This is a genomic window from Sphingomonas sp. PvP055 (genome assembly GCF_040546365.1).
In the GTDB taxonomy this organism is placed as follows: domain Bacteria; phylum Pseudomonadota; class Alphaproteobacteria; order Sphingomonadales; family Sphingomonadaceae; genus Sphingomonas; species Sphingomonas echinoides_A.
The window spans coordinates 1,947,103-1,961,936 of record NZ_JBEPNS010000001.1 but is presented as its reverse complement, the minus strand read 5'-3'; the positions used below and the strand labels follow the sequence as shown (position 1 = coordinate 1,961,936).

Annotated in this window: 11 protein-coding genes and 2 pseudogenes; 8 read left to right on the top strand and 5 right to left on the bottom strand. The window is 63.3% G+C overall.

The genetic code is table 11. The features are described from left to right. Positions 1 to 2: 2 nt before the first annotated feature. Positions 3 to 1,001: pseudogene (locus ABIC16_RS09480) on the bottom strand (efflux RND transporter periplasmic adaptor subunit); the annotation flags it as partial. A 123-nt stretch (positions 1,002 to 1,124) separates the two neighbouring features. On the opposite strand from ABIC16_RS09480, the gene ABIC16_RS09475 reads away from it, so the two are divergent. The 5 genes from ABIC16_RS09475 (at position 1,125) to ABIC16_RS09455 (ending at position 7,085) form a co-directional block, all read left to right on the top strand. Further along, on the top strand, positions 1,125 to 1,766 hold the full coding sequence (locus ABIC16_RS09475; protein ID WP_277969964.1) for a TetR/AcrR family transcriptional regulator: 642 nt from the start codon (positions 1,125 to 1,127) through the stop codon (positions 1,764 to 1,766). A 237-nt stretch (positions 1,767 to 2,003) separates the two neighbouring features. After that, positions 2,004 to 2,642, top strand: a complete 639-nt coding sequence (gene paoA, locus ABIC16_RS09470) for an aldehyde dehydrogenase iron-sulfur subunit PaoA (RefSeq protein ID WP_354290870.1) — start codon at positions 2,004 to 2,006, stop codon at positions 2,640 to 2,642. Next, positions 2,639 to 3,589 carry an FAD binding domain-containing protein gene (locus ABIC16_RS09465; RefSeq protein WP_354290869.1) on the top strand — a complete coding sequence of 317 codons (951 nt, stop codon included), beginning with the start codon at positions 2,639 to 2,641 and terminating at the stop codon, positions 3,587 to 3,589. The genes paoA and ABIC16_RS09465 overlap by 4 nt, the downstream gene beginning before the upstream one ends. Then, complete coding sequence (paoC, locus tag ABIC16_RS09460) at positions 3,586 to 5,805, top strand: aldehyde oxidoreductase molybdenum-binding subunit PaoC (RefSeq protein ID WP_354290868.1); 2,220 nt, start codon at positions 3,586 to 3,588, stop codon at positions 5,803 to 5,805. Before ABIC16_RS09465 ends, paoC begins: the two co-directional genes overlap by 4 nt. A gap of 17 nt (positions 5,806 to 5,822) precedes the next feature. Next, complete coding sequence (locus ABIC16_RS09455; protein ID WP_354290867.1) at positions 5,823 to 7,085, top strand: flavin monoamine oxidase family protein; 1,263 nt, start codon at positions 5,823 to 5,825, stop codon at positions 7,083 to 7,085. 134 nt (positions 7,086 to 7,219) lie between these two features. Here the strand turns inward: ABIC16_RS09455 and ABIC16_RS09450 are convergent, their stop codons facing one another. Then, a complete protein-coding gene (locus ABIC16_RS09450) occupies positions 7,220 to 8,743 on the bottom strand; it encodes a DNA recombination protein RmuC (RefSeq protein WP_502958299.1) in 1,524 nt (507 codons plus the stop codon). Positions 8,744 to 8,910: 167 nt separating this feature from the next. Between ABIC16_RS09450 and ABIC16_RS09440 the strand changes: the two genes are divergently transcribed. After that, on the top strand, positions 8,911 to 10,575 hold the full coding sequence (locus tag ABIC16_RS09440) for a formate--tetrahydrofolate ligase (protein WP_354290866.1): 1,665 nt from the start codon (positions 8,911 to 8,913) through the stop codon (positions 10,573 to 10,575). A gap of 113 nt (positions 10,576 to 10,688) precedes the next feature. Here the strand turns inward: ABIC16_RS09440 and def are convergent, their stop codons facing one another. Beyond that, positions 10,689 to 11,219 carry a peptide deformylase gene (gene def, locus ABIC16_RS09435; protein WP_354290865.1) on the bottom strand — a complete coding sequence of 177 codons (531 nt, stop codon included), beginning with the start codon at positions 11,217 to 11,219 and terminating at the stop codon, positions 10,689 to 10,691. 144 nt (positions 11,220 to 11,363) lie between these two features. Further along, a complete protein-coding gene (gene recR, locus ABIC16_RS09430; RefSeq protein ID WP_277969980.1) occupies positions 11,364 to 11,960 on the bottom strand; it encodes a recombination mediator RecR in 597 nt (198 codons plus the stop codon). A 55-nt stretch (positions 11,961 to 12,015) separates the two neighbouring features. Between recR and fmt the strand changes: the two genes are divergently transcribed. Together fmt and truA are read left to right on the top strand one after the other, a co-directional pair. Then, positions 12,016 to 12,921 carry a methionyl-tRNA formyltransferase gene (fmt, locus tag ABIC16_RS09425; RefSeq protein WP_354290864.1) on the top strand — a complete coding sequence of 302 codons (906 nt, stop codon included), beginning with the start codon at positions 12,016 to 12,018 and terminating at the stop codon, positions 12,919 to 12,921. Further along, positions 12,918 to 13,703, top strand: coding sequence for a tRNA pseudouridine(38-40) synthase TruA (gene truA, locus ABIC16_RS09420; RefSeq protein WP_354290863.1), 786 nt, complete (start codon positions 12,918 to 12,920; stop codon positions 13,701 to 13,703). Before fmt ends, truA begins: the two co-directional genes overlap by 4 nt. On the opposite strand, the pseudogene thiS reads toward truA, so the two are convergent. After that, positions 13,696 to 14,701: pseudogene (gene thiS, locus ABIC16_RS09415) on the bottom strand (sulfur carrier protein ThiS). The gene truA and the pseudogene thiS overlap by 8 nt on opposite strands. Between the last annotated feature and the right edge of the window lie 133 nt (positions 14,702 to 14,834).

Sequence of the window (14,834 nt, the reverse complement as noted above, 5' to 3'; positions counted from 1 at the left end):
CAATTGTTGCCGATCGTACGCGGCGCGGTAAGAACTCTGGGCTGGATCTTATTGCCGGGCCCAACGATCATCACGATCGGATTGCCCTTTTCGTCACGGCTTACCGCGCGTTGCGGCACGAGCAGGGTATTGTCCCGGGTGCCTTCGACGAACTGTGCGGTGACGTACATGCCAGGCAGCAACAACCGGTTGGGATTGGCAAATTGCGCGCGAATCGTTTGGCTACCCGTCGCCGGATCGACCGTCACGTCCGCGAACTTGACCACGCCCTCGACCGGATACAGCGTGCCGTCCTCAAGCTCCAGCCGGATCCGCGCGGCGTTGGCACCTCGCGAGAGATTGCCTGCCAACAATTGCTTACGAAGCCGCAACTGATCGACACTCGACTGCGTGATATCGACATAAATCGGATCGAGCCGCTGAATGGTGCTCAGCGCGGTTGCCTGAGACGCAGTAACTAGGCCGCCCGTCGTCACCGCCGACCGCCCGATCCGGCCCGAGATCGGTGCCTTGACCGTCGTCCGACCAAGATCGATCGTTGCTGTCCGGAGCGCGGCTTCCTGCGCAGCAACGTCGGCGCGCGCTTGCTGCGCCGTGGTGATGGCGTTGTCGTAATCCTGCCGTGCGATCGCGTTGATCTTGACGAGTTCGCCGTACCGTCGCGCCAGCGCGTCGTTCGATGCGATCGCGGCCTTCGCTCTTGCAAGCGCAGCCCGGGCGCTAGCAACCTGTGCCTGGTACGGCTGCGGGTCGATCCGATACAATGGCTGGCCCGCGCGGACCTCGTCCCCTTCCTGGAACAGCCTGGCGGTAATCAACCCGTTGACCTGTGGGCGCACTTCCGACGTTTCGTAGGCGGCGGTGCGTGCAGCGAGTTCGGTGCTGAGCGTGACTGATTGCGGCGAAAGGGTAACAAAACCGACTTGCGGCGTTTGGGGTGCTGGTTGCTGTTGTTGCTTACCGCTGCTGCACCCCGCCAGGAGAACCGCGGTGATCACCATCAAGGAGGAGGATTTGCGCACGCTGCTTCCAATGTCTAAGCGTGAGCGATCGATCACTCACGTTTCAAGCGCGGCGCCTACCTACCAAAATCGCGAAAAACAAGCTCTAAGGATACGATGAGTATGCCCAATGAAGCACTGCACCACGTCAAGCCGCTGGAAAGTCGGGCTTCCAAAGCGAATGAGCGGAGAGAACGAATCTTGTCTGCGGCGCGAATTCTCTTCACAAAACACGGTTTTCACGGCACCGGTGTAGCGCAGATCGCGTACGACTCGGGGGTCAAGGTTGGCCAGCTGTACCGTGACTTCGCCAACAAGGAGGAGATCGTCGCCGAGCTGGTCGAAGCCGACGTGATCGCCTTTCTCGATCATCGCGCCCTCAACGCTGCCGTTGCTGCGCGGGATGTTGCAATGGTCCGTCGTTGGATCGAACGCTTCATGGAAGACGATCCTGAACTGGAAGAAGATTGTGCTCTGATCGCGGAGACGATTTCAGAGGCAACGCGCAACCCGCGCGTCTCAGATATCGTCCGCGGAATCGACAAACGCGTACGCGACAGTATCCTGACCGCGCTCGATTTTCTGGCACCCGGCAACGCCAAGGCACAACGCCGTCGACAGCTGGCAGACTTCATCATGGCGGTCGGGCACGGCGTGTGGTTGCGCAAGATCTCCGATCCGCAGCTGGATTACGAGCGGCTCTCAAAATATGTCGGCGACTTGATCGATGCCGAGCTCAGCAAGATCATTGCCGCGGACATTTGACGCGGCGCATCAGGGCTGGCGAGATACCGATCGTATCCGTCGATATCCGTGATCGAGACGATTTGTTACAGGTTGAGGAACGCGGATCGGCGTCGTGACGTTCTGCCATTCGGAACACTGCGCCCATGCGGCGTCCGAGATTTTTTCAATTCATTCCGCCATCCCTAGAGGATTGGCTCAAATTAGATATCATCAGCCACCGTAACATTGGTTTCGGTGCAGGGACGGAGCGTTGCAATGAAGGATAGCGGATCACCTGAGATTTCGCGCAGGGGTATTCTTGCCGGCGGCGCTGCGGCAGTGGCGGCGACGCACGTTCCCCTCGCAGACGCGCAGACCGCGACACGGTCCGGACTAAAGCCAGCACTCGCCAAGGTTGAAATGACCGTCAATGGCAAGCGTCAGGCAATGGAACTCGACACTCGCACGACGCTGCTCGATGCGTTGCGTGAGCATCTGCACCTGATCGGCACCAAGAAGGGTTGCGATCACGGCCAGTGCGGTGCCTGCACCGTGATGGTCGATGGCAAGCGCATCAATTCGTGCCTCAGCCTCGCGGTCATGCACCAGGACGACAAGATCACGACGATCGAGGGTCTCGGCACCCCCGACAAACTGCATCCGATGCAGGCGGCCTTCATCAAGCATGACGGCTATCAGTGCGGTTACTGCACGCCGGGCCAGATCTGCTCGGCGGTTGCGGTGATCGAGGAAATCCGCGCAGGCGTTCCCAGCCATGTGACGGGCGACCTCACCGCCAAGACGCCGATCTCGAACGCAGAAATGCGCGAGCGGATGAGCGGCAACATCTGCCGTTGCGGTGCCTATTCGAACATCCTCGAAGCGATGACCGAAGTTGCGGAGACGCGCGCATGAAGCCCTTTACTTACGAACGCGCCACCTCCCCCGCCGCTGCTGCGGCTGCGGTCGCGCGCACCCCCGGCGCGAAATTCATCGCGGGTGGGACCAATTTGCTCGACCTGATGAAGCTCGAGATCGAGACGCCGACGCATCTGATCGACGTGCAGGAGCTAAAGCTCAACAAGATTGAGCCGACGCAGGATGGTGGTCTGCGCGTGGGTGCGTTCGTGTCGAACACCGCGCTCGCCTCCGATGCGCGCGTGCGGCGCGATTATGGCGTGCTTAGCCGCGCGATCGTCGCGGGTGCCTCGGGCCAGTTGCGCAACAAGGCGACGACCGCGGGCAATCTGCTCCAGCGGACGCGCTGCCCGTATTTCTACGACACCAACCAGGCGTGCAACAAGCGCAAGCCGGGCTCGGGCTGCGCAGCGCTCGGTGGTTACAGCCGCCAGCTCGGCATCATCGGGACGAGCGATGCGTGCATCGCGACCTATCCCGGCGACATGGCGGTCGCAATGCGGCTGCTCGATGCGCAGATCGAGACGATCAACCCGATCGGTCAGTCGCGAACGATCCCGATCGCCGACTTCCACAAGCTGCCCGGCACCACCCCGCACGTCGAGAACGCGTTGCAGCGTGGCGAGCTGATCACTGCGGTGACCTTGCCCAAGCCGCTCGGCGGGACGCATACCTATCGGAAGGTGCGCGATCGCGCCTCCTATGCTTATGCGCTCGTCTCGGTCGCGGCGATCGTCCAGCCGGACGGCAGCGGCCGGGTCGCGATCGGCGGGATCGCGCCGCGTCCGTGGCGAGTCGATGCCGCCGATGCGCAATTGCGCAACGGATCGAAGGCAGTGGTCGCCCCGCTGCTGGCGGGCGCACGGCCGACCGAAGACAATGCATTCAAGGTTCCGCTGGTCGAGCGTACGCTCGCCGCGGTGCTGGCGGAGACACGCGCATGAAGTTCACCACCCCCGCAGGCCAGAATCCGATCGACCAGGGCAAAGTCGTCGGCAAGCCGCACGACCGCATCGATGGCAAGTTCAAGACCACCGGCACCGCGCCTTATGCCTATGAGCGGCATGACGTCGTCGCCAACCCGGCCTATGGCTACATCGTCCACGCGGCGATCGCCAAGGGGCGGATCGGCGCGATGCATCTGGCGGAGGCGAAAGCCGCCCCCGGTGTCATCACGATCGTCACCGCTGCCGAGGCGGGCAAGCTGACCAAGGGTGATTTCAACACCGCGATGCTGCTCGGCGGTCCCGAGATCCAGCATTACCACCAGGCGATCGCGATCGTCGTCGCCGAGACATTCGAGCAGGCGCGCGCCGCCGCCAATCTCGTTCGCGTCGATTACGAGCGCGGCAAGGGTCGCTTCGACCTCGACGAGGCGCTCAAGACCGCGCCGCTCAAGGGCAATGACAGCGGCGAAGGCAGCAAGGCGCCGCCAGTCGACCGTGTCGGTGATTTCGAGGGGGCGTTCGCCAAGGCGGCGGTCAAGCTCGACGCGCGCTACACCACGCCCGATCACAGTCACGCGATGATGGAGCCGCACGCTTCGCTCGCCCGCTGGGACGGCGACAAGCTGACGGTGTGGACGTCGAACCAGATGATCGCCTGGGGCAAGGGCGACGTCGCCAAGACGCTCGGCATCCCCAAGGAGAATGTCCGGCTGATCTCGCCCTATGTCGGCGGTGGTTTCGGCGGCAAACTGTTCGTCCGCACCGATGCGATCATGGCGGCACTCGGCGCACGCGCGGCGGGACGTCCGGTCAAGGTCGCGCTGGCGCGGCCGATGATGTTCAACAACACGACCCATCGGCCTGCTACGACGCAGCGAATCCGTATCGGCACCGATCGCAGCGGCAAGATCACCGCGATCGCGCATGAGAGCGGTTCGGGCGATTTGCCCGGTGGCGGCCCCGAGACCGCTGTCTCGCAGACCAAGCTGCTGTATGCGGGTGCGAACCGGATGACATCGATGCGGCTTGCGGTGCTCGATTTGCCCGAGGGCAATGCGATGCGCGCACCGGGCGAAGCTCCGGGCCTGATGGCGCTCGAGATCGCGATGGACGAAATGGCCGAGAAGCTCGGCATGGACCCGATCGCGTTCCGCATCGCCAACGATACGCAGGTCGACCCCGAGAAGCCCGAGCGGCGCTTCTCGCAGCGGCAGTTGATCAAGGCGTTGCAGGACGGCGCGAAGGCATTCGGCTGGGACAAGCGCAACGCCAAGCCCGCGCAGGTGCGCGACGGGAAATGGCTGGTCGGCATGGGCGTGGCTGCGGGCTTCCGCAACAACATGAACATGAAGTCGGGCGCCAAGGTCTCGATCGATCGCAAGGGGATCGTCACGGTTTACACCGACATGACCGATATCGGCACCGGCTCCTACACGATCATCGCGCAGACCGCGGCGGAGATGATGGGGGTCGATATGGACCGCGTCGTGGTCCGGCTCGGAGATTCGGACTCGCCGGTTTCGTCGGGTTCGGGTGGCCAATGGGGCGCGAACAGCTCGACCGCGGGTGTCTATGCCGCGTGCGTCAAGTTGCGCGAGGCGGTTGCGCAGAAGCTCGGGTTCAACTCGGGTGACGTCGAATTCGCCGACGGCAAGGTGCGCTCGGGCAACCGCAGCGTTGCGCTCGCCGAGGCGGCGGGCGACGCTGGGCTGACCGCCGAGGATACGATCGACTATGGCGATCTCGCCAAGACGTATCAGCAGTCGACCTTCGCGGGGCATTTCGTCGAAGTGGGTGTCGACATGTATACGGGCGAAGTCCGTATCCGCCGGATGCTCGCGGTGTGTGCGGCAGGCCGTATCCTCAACCCCAAGTCGGCGCGCAGCCAGGTGATCGGCGCGATGACGATGGGCGTGGGTTCCGCGCTGATGGAGGAACTCGCGGTCGACAAGCGCTTCGGCTTCTTCGTCAACCACGACCTCGCGCAATATGAAGTGCCAGTGCATGCCGACATTCCGCATCAGGAAGTGATCTTCCTCGAGGAGACCGACCCGACCACCTCGCCGATGAAGGCGAAGGGCGTGGGCGAGCTTGGATTGTGCGGCGTTGGCGCGGCGATTGCGAACGCGGCGTATAACGCCACCGGCATCCGCATCCGCGACTATCCTGTCACGCTCGACAAGCTGCTCGACAAGATGCCGCCGGTCGCCTGACGGCGGAAGATCGGCGGATGGCGAGCGGGTATGACGTGGTCATCGTCGGCGGCGGTGCGGCGGGGATTGCCGCCGCCCGCACGCTTGCCAGTTCCGGGCTGAGCGCTGTCCTGCTCGAGGCAGGACCGCGCCTTGGCGGACGCGCGCGTAGCGAGACGTATGGTGGACGCGCGCTCGATCTCGGGTGCGGGTGGCTGCATTCGGGCGAGCGCAATGCGTGGACTTCGATTGCAGAGGAAGCGGGGTTTGCGATCGACCGCCGTACCCCTGCCTGGGGGCAGCAGTTCCACGACCTCGGGTTCTTGCCTGCGGATCAACGCGCGGCACGGGCCGCGTTCGAGGCGTGGATCGAGCGAATGGAGGCATCGCCACCACCGAGCGACCATGCGTCAGACTCTTTGCTGCCGAACTGCGCGTGGAACGGTCACATTGCGGCGATGACCGGCTTTATCAGCGGGGTCGGGCCCGAGCGGATCTCCGTCGCGGATTATCTGGCGTATGACGCCGCCGCGAGCGAGTGCAATTGGCGGCTCCCTGATGGGTACGGCACGCTGGTGACGAGAAGTTTGCCCGAGAGGTTTGCGGCTTTCCTTTCAACGCCAGTGGAGCGCGTGGCGCTTACGGCGGACGGAGTCACGTTGACGACGGCTGCGGGGGACATCTCCGCGCGGGCCGTGATCCTGACCGTTTCCACCGCGGTGCTGGCGGGCGAGACGATCGCCCTCCCCTCCGCACTCGATCCGTGGCGCGAGGCGGCTGCGTCTTTGCCGCTCGGGCGCAACGAGAAGCTGTTCCTTGCCATCTCCGGCAAAGGGCCGTTCGAGGACGAGACGCAAGTGCTGGGACGGCCGGGCGATCCTACCAGTGGGTCGCACTATATCCGGCCATTGGGTTGGCCTGTCATCGAATCCTTCCTTGGCGGCGACGGCGCGCGGGTCGCCGAAACGGAAGGGGCGGACGCCGCATTTGCGCAGGCGATCGACGATCTGGTTGCGCTGTTCGGGTCGGATGTGCGGCGGATGTTGCGCCCGTTGGCTGCTTCGGCGTGGAGTGCGGACGTTCGGATCGGGGGCGCGTATAGCTGCGCTTTGCCGGGGCATGCCGCGGCGCGGGGGTTGCTCGCGCGATCTTATGACGAGCGCATCTTCTCCGCGGGCGAAGCGACCAACCCGACCGACTTCAGCACCGCGCACGGTGCGCACGACAGCGGCGTACGCGCGGCGCGGGAGGCAATCGGGGCGCTGGGATGCGGGGTTAGACGGCCGCTAACGTCCCCTTGACTGCGCTTCCCCGGCCAAGGCCGGGGCCCAGGCGTAGGGCCATGGTTGGCTGCGCAACGCACAGTTTCGAAAACCTGTCCTCCTGGGCCCCGGCCTTCGCCGGGGAAGCGGCCTCAGACAAACGACCGAGGAATTTAAGAAGCGTCGGTAGGCTCCGGCAGTGCCACCGGCTCCCCATAGCGCGCGAGCGCCTCGACCGGGGGAACGTCGTCGATCTCGCGCGCCGTCGTCTCGATATTGAGATCGCGGAACTTGCGTCCGCTGACGAGTACGCGGCTCTCGAAGCTTGAGACAAACGTATTGTAATTGTTGACGGCGCTCGTCAGTCCGCTGCCGACCTTGCGCAAATCGCCGGCAGCCTTGGCAATCCGTTCGTACAATTCCTTGCCGAGCTCGCCGATTTGCCGGGCTTCCTTGGCCAGCCGCTCCTGCCGCCATACCGCCGCCACGGTCCGCGCAATGGCAATCAGATTGGTCGGTGTCGCCAGCAGCACGCGCTTGTCGAACGCGAAGTCCCACAATGTCGGATCCTGCTCAAGCGCCGCAGTCAGGAAATGCTCGCCCGGCACGAACATGATGACGTAATCGGGGGCATCGGCGAATTGGCTCCAATAGGCCTTGTTGCCCAACCCGTTGACGTGCGCCCGCATCGCCGCCGCATGCATCGTCAGTCCCTTGGTGCGCTCGGCCTCGTCGACAGCGCCGAACGCATCCTGATAGGCGTTGAGTGAGACCTTGGCGTCGATGACGAGACTGCGACCGCCCGGCACGGTGACGATCGCATCGGGTCGCAACCGTCCACCTTCGTCGCCACCGGCCACAGACACTTCAGTCTGGAAATCTGTATGCTCGGACAATCCACAGGTTTCCAAGACATTTTTTAGCTGCTGCTCACCCCAGCGCCCTCGCGACTTGGGGGCATTGCGGAGCGAATTGACGAGCTTGGCCGCCTCGCTGGAGACCTTCTCCTGCCCTACGCGCAGGCCTTCGAGCTGTCCCTTCAACTGGTCGAACGCGCTTAATCGCTCGCCCTCGACGCGCGTAACCGCTTCCTCATATTTCAGCAGACGGTCGCTTACCGGCTGAAGCATCGACTTGAGGTTATGCCCCGCTGTCTCCTCGGATTGGCGGAAGCGTTCGTCGGCACGCTTCAGAAACACTTCCTGCGCGTCGTTGAGCAGCTTGTTCGAGACCTCGGCAAACTGCGTCGCAAGCAAATCCTTGGCATGGAGCAGTTCGCCGATGCGTGTAGCGTGAGCATCCTCGACCATCTTCTCCCGCGCTGCGGTGGTCTGACGAAGTTCGGCGACACGCGCCTCGTGGGCTTCGCGACCGGCGTTCAGACGTGCATCGTTGTTGGCGTGCATCTCCGCGAGGCGGTTCTCGAAGGCGTTAGCGTGCGTCTTCAGTGCAGTATTTTCCAAGCGCGCAACGTCGCGCTCATCGCGAATGACAGCGAGTTCTGCGCGCAACTGTTCCGTATCGCGTGCGCGGTGCTCGGCGCTGGCAAGATCGGAGATTGCACGACGAAAGTCGGCGTCGCGTGCTGTTGCATCTGCGCGGGCGGCGGCAAGCGGGCGACTGCCGAGCATCCATCCAAAAGCTAGCCCCACCAGCAAAGCGCAGATTGCGAGCAGGGAAATCATCAGGCCGTTCATAAGGGGTCTCGCTGGAACATTCAGTGAACCTTACCCGTGCCAGGGCGTGCGGACAAGCGCACCCCGTCGCAAAGCAGACCCGCATCACGTGAGCGGCCGCCACCCCTTCGCCAAACGATCGGCGCTTCCCCCTCCCCCTTGCTTGCTTATCCCGCTACAGCCGCGCGATGCTCTCTGATATTGCGATCTCGCGCGCCGCCACCCTGCAACCCATTGCCGCCATCGCCGCCGCGGCGGGCATTCCCACGGAGGCGGTCGAGCCATACGGCCATCACAAGGCCAAGATCGATCTAGCGCAACTGCCGTCGCGCACCGAGACCGGCAAGCTCATCCTGGTGACTGCGATTAACCCGACTCCCGCGGGCGAAGGCAAATCGACCACTTCGGTTGGTTTGGCTGACGCGCTCAACCGAACCGGACGGAAGACGATGCTAGCCCTGCGAGAACCCTCGCTCGGACCGTGTTTCGGCACCAAGGGCGGCGCAACAGGTGGTGGCTACGCGCAGGTCGTTCCAATGGAGGACATTAACCTCCATTTCACCGGCGACTTCCACGCGATCACCTCGGCGCACAACCTGCTGGCGGCGATGATCGATAATCACGTCCATTGGGGCAACGCGCTCGACATTGACGTGCGGCGGATCGTGTGGCGGCGCGTATTGGATATGAACGACCGCGCTTTGCGCGACATCGCACAATCGCTTGGCGGTCCAGCGAACGGGTTTCCACGCGAAAGCGGCTTCGACATCACCGTCGCATCCGAAGTCATGGCGATCCTGTGCCTTGCGGCCGACCTGCACGATCTCGAAGCGCGGCTGGGGCGGATCGTGGTCGCCTATACGCGTGACCGGCGGCCGGTGACCGCGAAGGACCTGAAGGCCGACGGTGCAATGGCGGTGCTGCTTGCGCAGGCGATCAAGCCCAACCTTGTCCAGACGCTCGAGGGGACGCCAGCGCTGATCCATGGCGGGCCGTTCGCGAACATCGCGCATGGCTGCAACTCTGTCATCGCGACGCGCACCGCGCTCGGCCTCGCGGATTATGTCGTGACCGAAGCTGGCTTTGGCGCCGACCTGGGAGCGGAGAAATTCTTCGATATCAAATGCCGCCAGGCAGGATTGAAGCCAGACGCGACCGTCATCGTGGCGACGGTTCGCGCGCTCAAAATGAATGGCGGGGTGGCAAAAGCAGATCTCTCCGCACCCAACGTAGATGCGGTCCGGCGCGGAGGCGTGAACCTCGCACGTCATATCGAGAACGTCCGCATGTTCGGGGTGCCGGTGGTTGTCGCCGTCAATCGGTTCGACAGCGATACGCCCGAAGAATTCGAGGCAATCCAAGAGATCGCGACCGCGCAAGGATGCGATGCGGTGCTGTGCACACATTGGGCGGACGGAGGCGCTGGGGCGGAGGTCCTTGCTGAGGCCGTCGTCGCGTTATGCGACCATGCTGGCGGACAATTCGCGCCGCTCTATGCCGACGACCTTTCGCTGTTCGCGAAGATCAACACTGTCGCGACACGGATCTACCGGGCGGAAGAGGCGATCGCCGACCCATCCATCCTTGCGCAACTGGCGCGATGGGAAGATGCCGGGTTCGGGCATTTGCCTGTCTGCATGGCGAAGACGCAGTACAGCTTCACCACCATGCCTTCGAAACTTGGTGCGCCGACCGGCCACGTCGTGCCGGTACGCGAAGTACGGCTGAGCGCAGGCGCGGGCTTTGTCGTGGTGATCTGCGGGGAAATCATGACAATGCCCGGCTTGCCGCGGGTTCCAGCTGCGGAGACAATCCACTTCGGCGCAGATGGTGAGATCGAAGGGCTGTTCTGAAGACGTCAGAGACGTATCACTGTTCTCCTGCGAAAGCCGGAGAACAGGGTAACGGCGAACTGCGCTCGTCGCCCTGAGTGCCTGCCTTCGCAGAAACACTCAGGAGACTGGCTTTAGCCCGCCTTGCGCATCTTGGTAAGCTTCTTCATCAGCATGTCACGCTTGAGCTTCGAGATGTGATCGATGAACAGCACGCCGTTCAGATGGTCGATCTCATGCTGGAACGCGGTGGCAAGCAACCCGTCAAGATCGCCCTCCTGCCGTTCGCCCTGCTCGTCGAGCCATGTCGCACGACACCGTGCAGGACGCTCTACGTCGGCGTATTGCTCTGGAATCGACAGGCAACCCTCGGCGTAGACCGAGAGTTCGTCGCTAACCGAAACCAGTTCGGGGTTGATGAACACCAGCGGCTTTCTCACCGGCTTGGCATCTTCGCCCTCGCCTTCTGGTTCCTGCAGATCGATCACCACAATTCGCTGTTTGATCGCAACCTGGGTCGCGGCAAGACCGATCCCCCGCGCGTCGTACATTGTATCAAACATGTCCCGCACGATCGTCCGCACGGAATCATTCACTTGCGCGACGGGTTCGGCGACGGCGCGGAGCCCGGGATGCGGGACTTCGAGAATTTCTAAGACAGCCATTCTCGCGAGCTAGGAAAGCACGGGCAGTGCGTCAAGGTCGCGGCCTCCCTTCTTCACGTTTATGCGCCTTTGGACGACAAGATATCCGACCGAAAAAAGCTGGAATATACAAGTAACAGAGTAGGTTGACCTGCTCAACGAAGACTAGCTGACAGGTCGCCGGGCGCGAAGCGCCTGTGCCAGCGTTCCCTCATCCAGATAATCTAGCTCGCCGCCGACTGGGAGCCCATGGGCGAGTTGCGTGATGCGGATCGGGAACCGCTCGATCCGTTCGGCAATGTAATGCGCGGTGGTCTGCCCTTCGAGTGTCGCGTTCATCGCCAGAACGACCTCGTCGATCCCGCCGTCAGCAATTCGTCGCACAAGCGAATCGATCGCGAGATCCTCAGGACGCACGCCTTCCAAAGCCGAGAGTCTGCCCCCGAGCACGTGGAACCGCCCCGGAAACAGTCGCGAGCGATCGAGCGCCCAAAGATCGGCGACTTCCTCGACGACGCACAGAGCGCGCGGATCCCGGCGTTGGTCCGAACACACGCCGCATGGGTCCGTCGTATCGACGTTGCCGCAGATGGAACAGGTTGCGAGGTTCTCTTCCACCGCCATCAAAGCGTTAAGCAACGGTCCGAGTGCTGCCTCGCGCTTCTTGAGCAAATGCAGCACCGCGCGCCGCGCCGACCGCGGACCAAGCCCGGGGAGCTTGGCAAGCGCCTGGGTCAGCGCGTCGATTTCTGGGGAAGCCATGCGGAACAGATAGGGGGTTGCCTTGCGCCTGCGCAAGCGGCCACAGCATCGCGCCATGCGGATCATCTTCATGGGCACGCCCGACTTCTCCGTTCCGATCCTCCAGGCATTGGTCGATGCGGGACACGAGGTCGTAGCATCCTACAGCCAGCCCCCCCGACGCGCAGGGCGCGGCAAAGCGCTGACACCGACTCCCGTTCATGCGCGGGCCGAGGCGGTCGGTATTGCGGTACGGACCCCGGCAAGCTTGCGGGACGCGGAGGCGCAGGCAGAATTCGCGCGGTTCGATGCGGACATTGCGGTCGTCGCAGCGTACGGTTTGATCCTGCCGCGCGCGATCCTGGATGCACCCCCCCACGGATGCCTTAACGTCCATGCCTCCCTCCTTCCCCGCTGGCGCGGCGCAGCGCCAATCCATCGAGCCATTCTCGCGGGAGATGCAACCACGGGAGTCTGCATCATGGGTATGGAAGCCGGGCTCGACACCGGACCGGTCCTGCTCCGAGACGAGACCTCGATCGGAGAGAAAACTGCGGGGATACTGACCGCGGAGCTTAGCGCCATGGGTGCGCGGCTGATGGTGGAAACCCTGGCAAACTTGTCGTCTTATCTGCCACAACCACAACCCGACGCCGGGGTAACCTACGCTGCGAAGATCGAGAAAACCGAAGCCCGAATCGATCTTACGCAGAATGCCGCGGCGATCGAACGGCAGGTCCGCGCCTTCAATCCAGTGCCCGGCGCGTTCATCGAAGTTGCTGGCGAGCGGATCAAACTCCTTGCGGTCGATGTCGTCACCGACGCGTCGGCCTCGCCTGGAACGGTGATCGACGACCAGTTGACGATTGCCTGTGCAGACGGCGCAATCCGACCGACCGTATTGCAACGCGCAGGCCGGAGCGCGATGGAGGCAGCTGACCTGCTCCGCGGCTTTTCCATACCTGTGGGAACCGTTCTTTGAAACGCTTTGCGATTACAGTAGAATTTGATGGACGACCCTTCATGGGGTGGCAACGCCAGCATCACGGTCCGACGGTGCAGGCCGCGATCGAGCGCGCCGCCCATGCGATCACCAGTGAGACGGTCGCGGTCCATGCCGCTGGGCGGACCGACGCCGGCGTCCACGGGATTGCAATGCGGGCGCATCTCGATCTCGCGCGTGACTTGACGCCATTCCGGCTGATGGAAGCTCTCAATGCCAAGCTGCGTCCGGACCCGGTCGCTATTACCGCGTGCGAAATCGTACCCGAGGACTGGCACGCCCGCTTTTCCTGCGTCGGACGGCATTATGAGTATCGCATTGTCCTCCGCCGCGCTCCGCTGACGTTTGAACGCGGTCTTGCTTGGCGCATTCCCGGAGAAGTTGATGCGGCGGCAATGGCCGCGGGAGCGGCCAGACTGGTTGGCCGACATGATTTTACCACCTTCCGCTCAGCCCATTGTCAGGCCGACAGCCCGCTCCGGACGCTCGACCGACTAGACGTCGTCGCCAAGGGTGACCGGATCAGCGTGTTCGCTTCGGCGCGATCGTTTCTGCATCATCAGGTCCGGTCGATGGTCGGCTGTCTCGCACTGGTGGGTGAAGGCAAATGGTCGCCCGAGGACCTGACGGCAGCCCTCCAAGCGCGCGACCGTACCGCCCTTGGCTTCAATGCGCCGCCAGATGGACTGTTCTTCCTGAGCGCAGATTATCCTGCCGAGTCAGTCGTCAACAGTACGGAATGCGCAGCCGGTATCAGATAAGCCCAGCCAATGGACTCGACGGATCCGCATAGCGGCGCATGCCCATCCGCCCCGCTCGATACGACAGCCGCCCTGCTTCCACCGCGGCCTTCATCGCCGCCGCCATCATGACCGGATTCTTTGCCTCGGCGATCGCTGTGTTCATCAGCACGCCGTCGCAGCCAAGCTCCATCGCGACTGCGGCATCGGATGCTGACCCAACACCCGCGTCGACCAGCACCGGTACGCTTGCGCCCTCGACAATCAGGCGAATCGTCACCCGGTTCTGGATGCCAAGGCCGGACCCGATCGGCGCGCCCAGTGGCATGATCGCAACCGCACCGGCGTTCTCAAGACGCTTCGCTGCGATCGGATCGTCGACGCAATAAACCATCGGCAGAAACCCCTCGTTCGCAAGAACCTCGGTTGCCCGTAGCGTCTCCACCATGTCGGGATACAGCGTCCGCGCTTCGCCCAGCACTTCGAGCTTCACCAAGTCCCAACCGCCCGCCTCGCGCGCCAATCGCAGCGTGCGAATCGCCGAATCGGCATCGAAACACCCCGCCGTGTTGGGAAGGTAGGTAACCTTTTTCGGATCGATGAAGTCGGTCAGCATCGGCGCGTTGGGGTCGCTGACGTTGACGCGGCGCACCGCGACCGTGACGATCTCTGCCCCCGACGCCTCCAGGGCGGCGGCATTCTGCGCGAAGTCCTTGTATTTGCCTGTCCCGACGATCAACCGCGACCGAAAGGTCCGGCCAGCAACCGGTCCAGGTGTCCGCATCAATTGTCGGGATGTGATCGCCGCCGCCGACGAAATGCACGATCTCGAGTTCGTCGCCATCCTCGACCTGAACGGCCGCTAAAGTCGACCGGGGCACCACCTCCAGGTTACGCTCCACGGCAACTTTCTCCGGCGCAAGGCCAAGATCGGCGGCAAGATCCGCCAAGCTGAGACCCGCGCGAACGCGGCGGTGCTCGCCATTGACCTGAATGCTGACAGTTCCATCGCTATGCATCGGTTACCCATTCCCGTTTCGGCGCCTTCATGCCGCCCGCAACGCGCGAAGTCGACCCATCTGCGCGACGCCTTCGGGGCGCACGACACGAACGGTTGGAGAGCGGTGTCCGTTTGATATAGGAGGTCTCCAC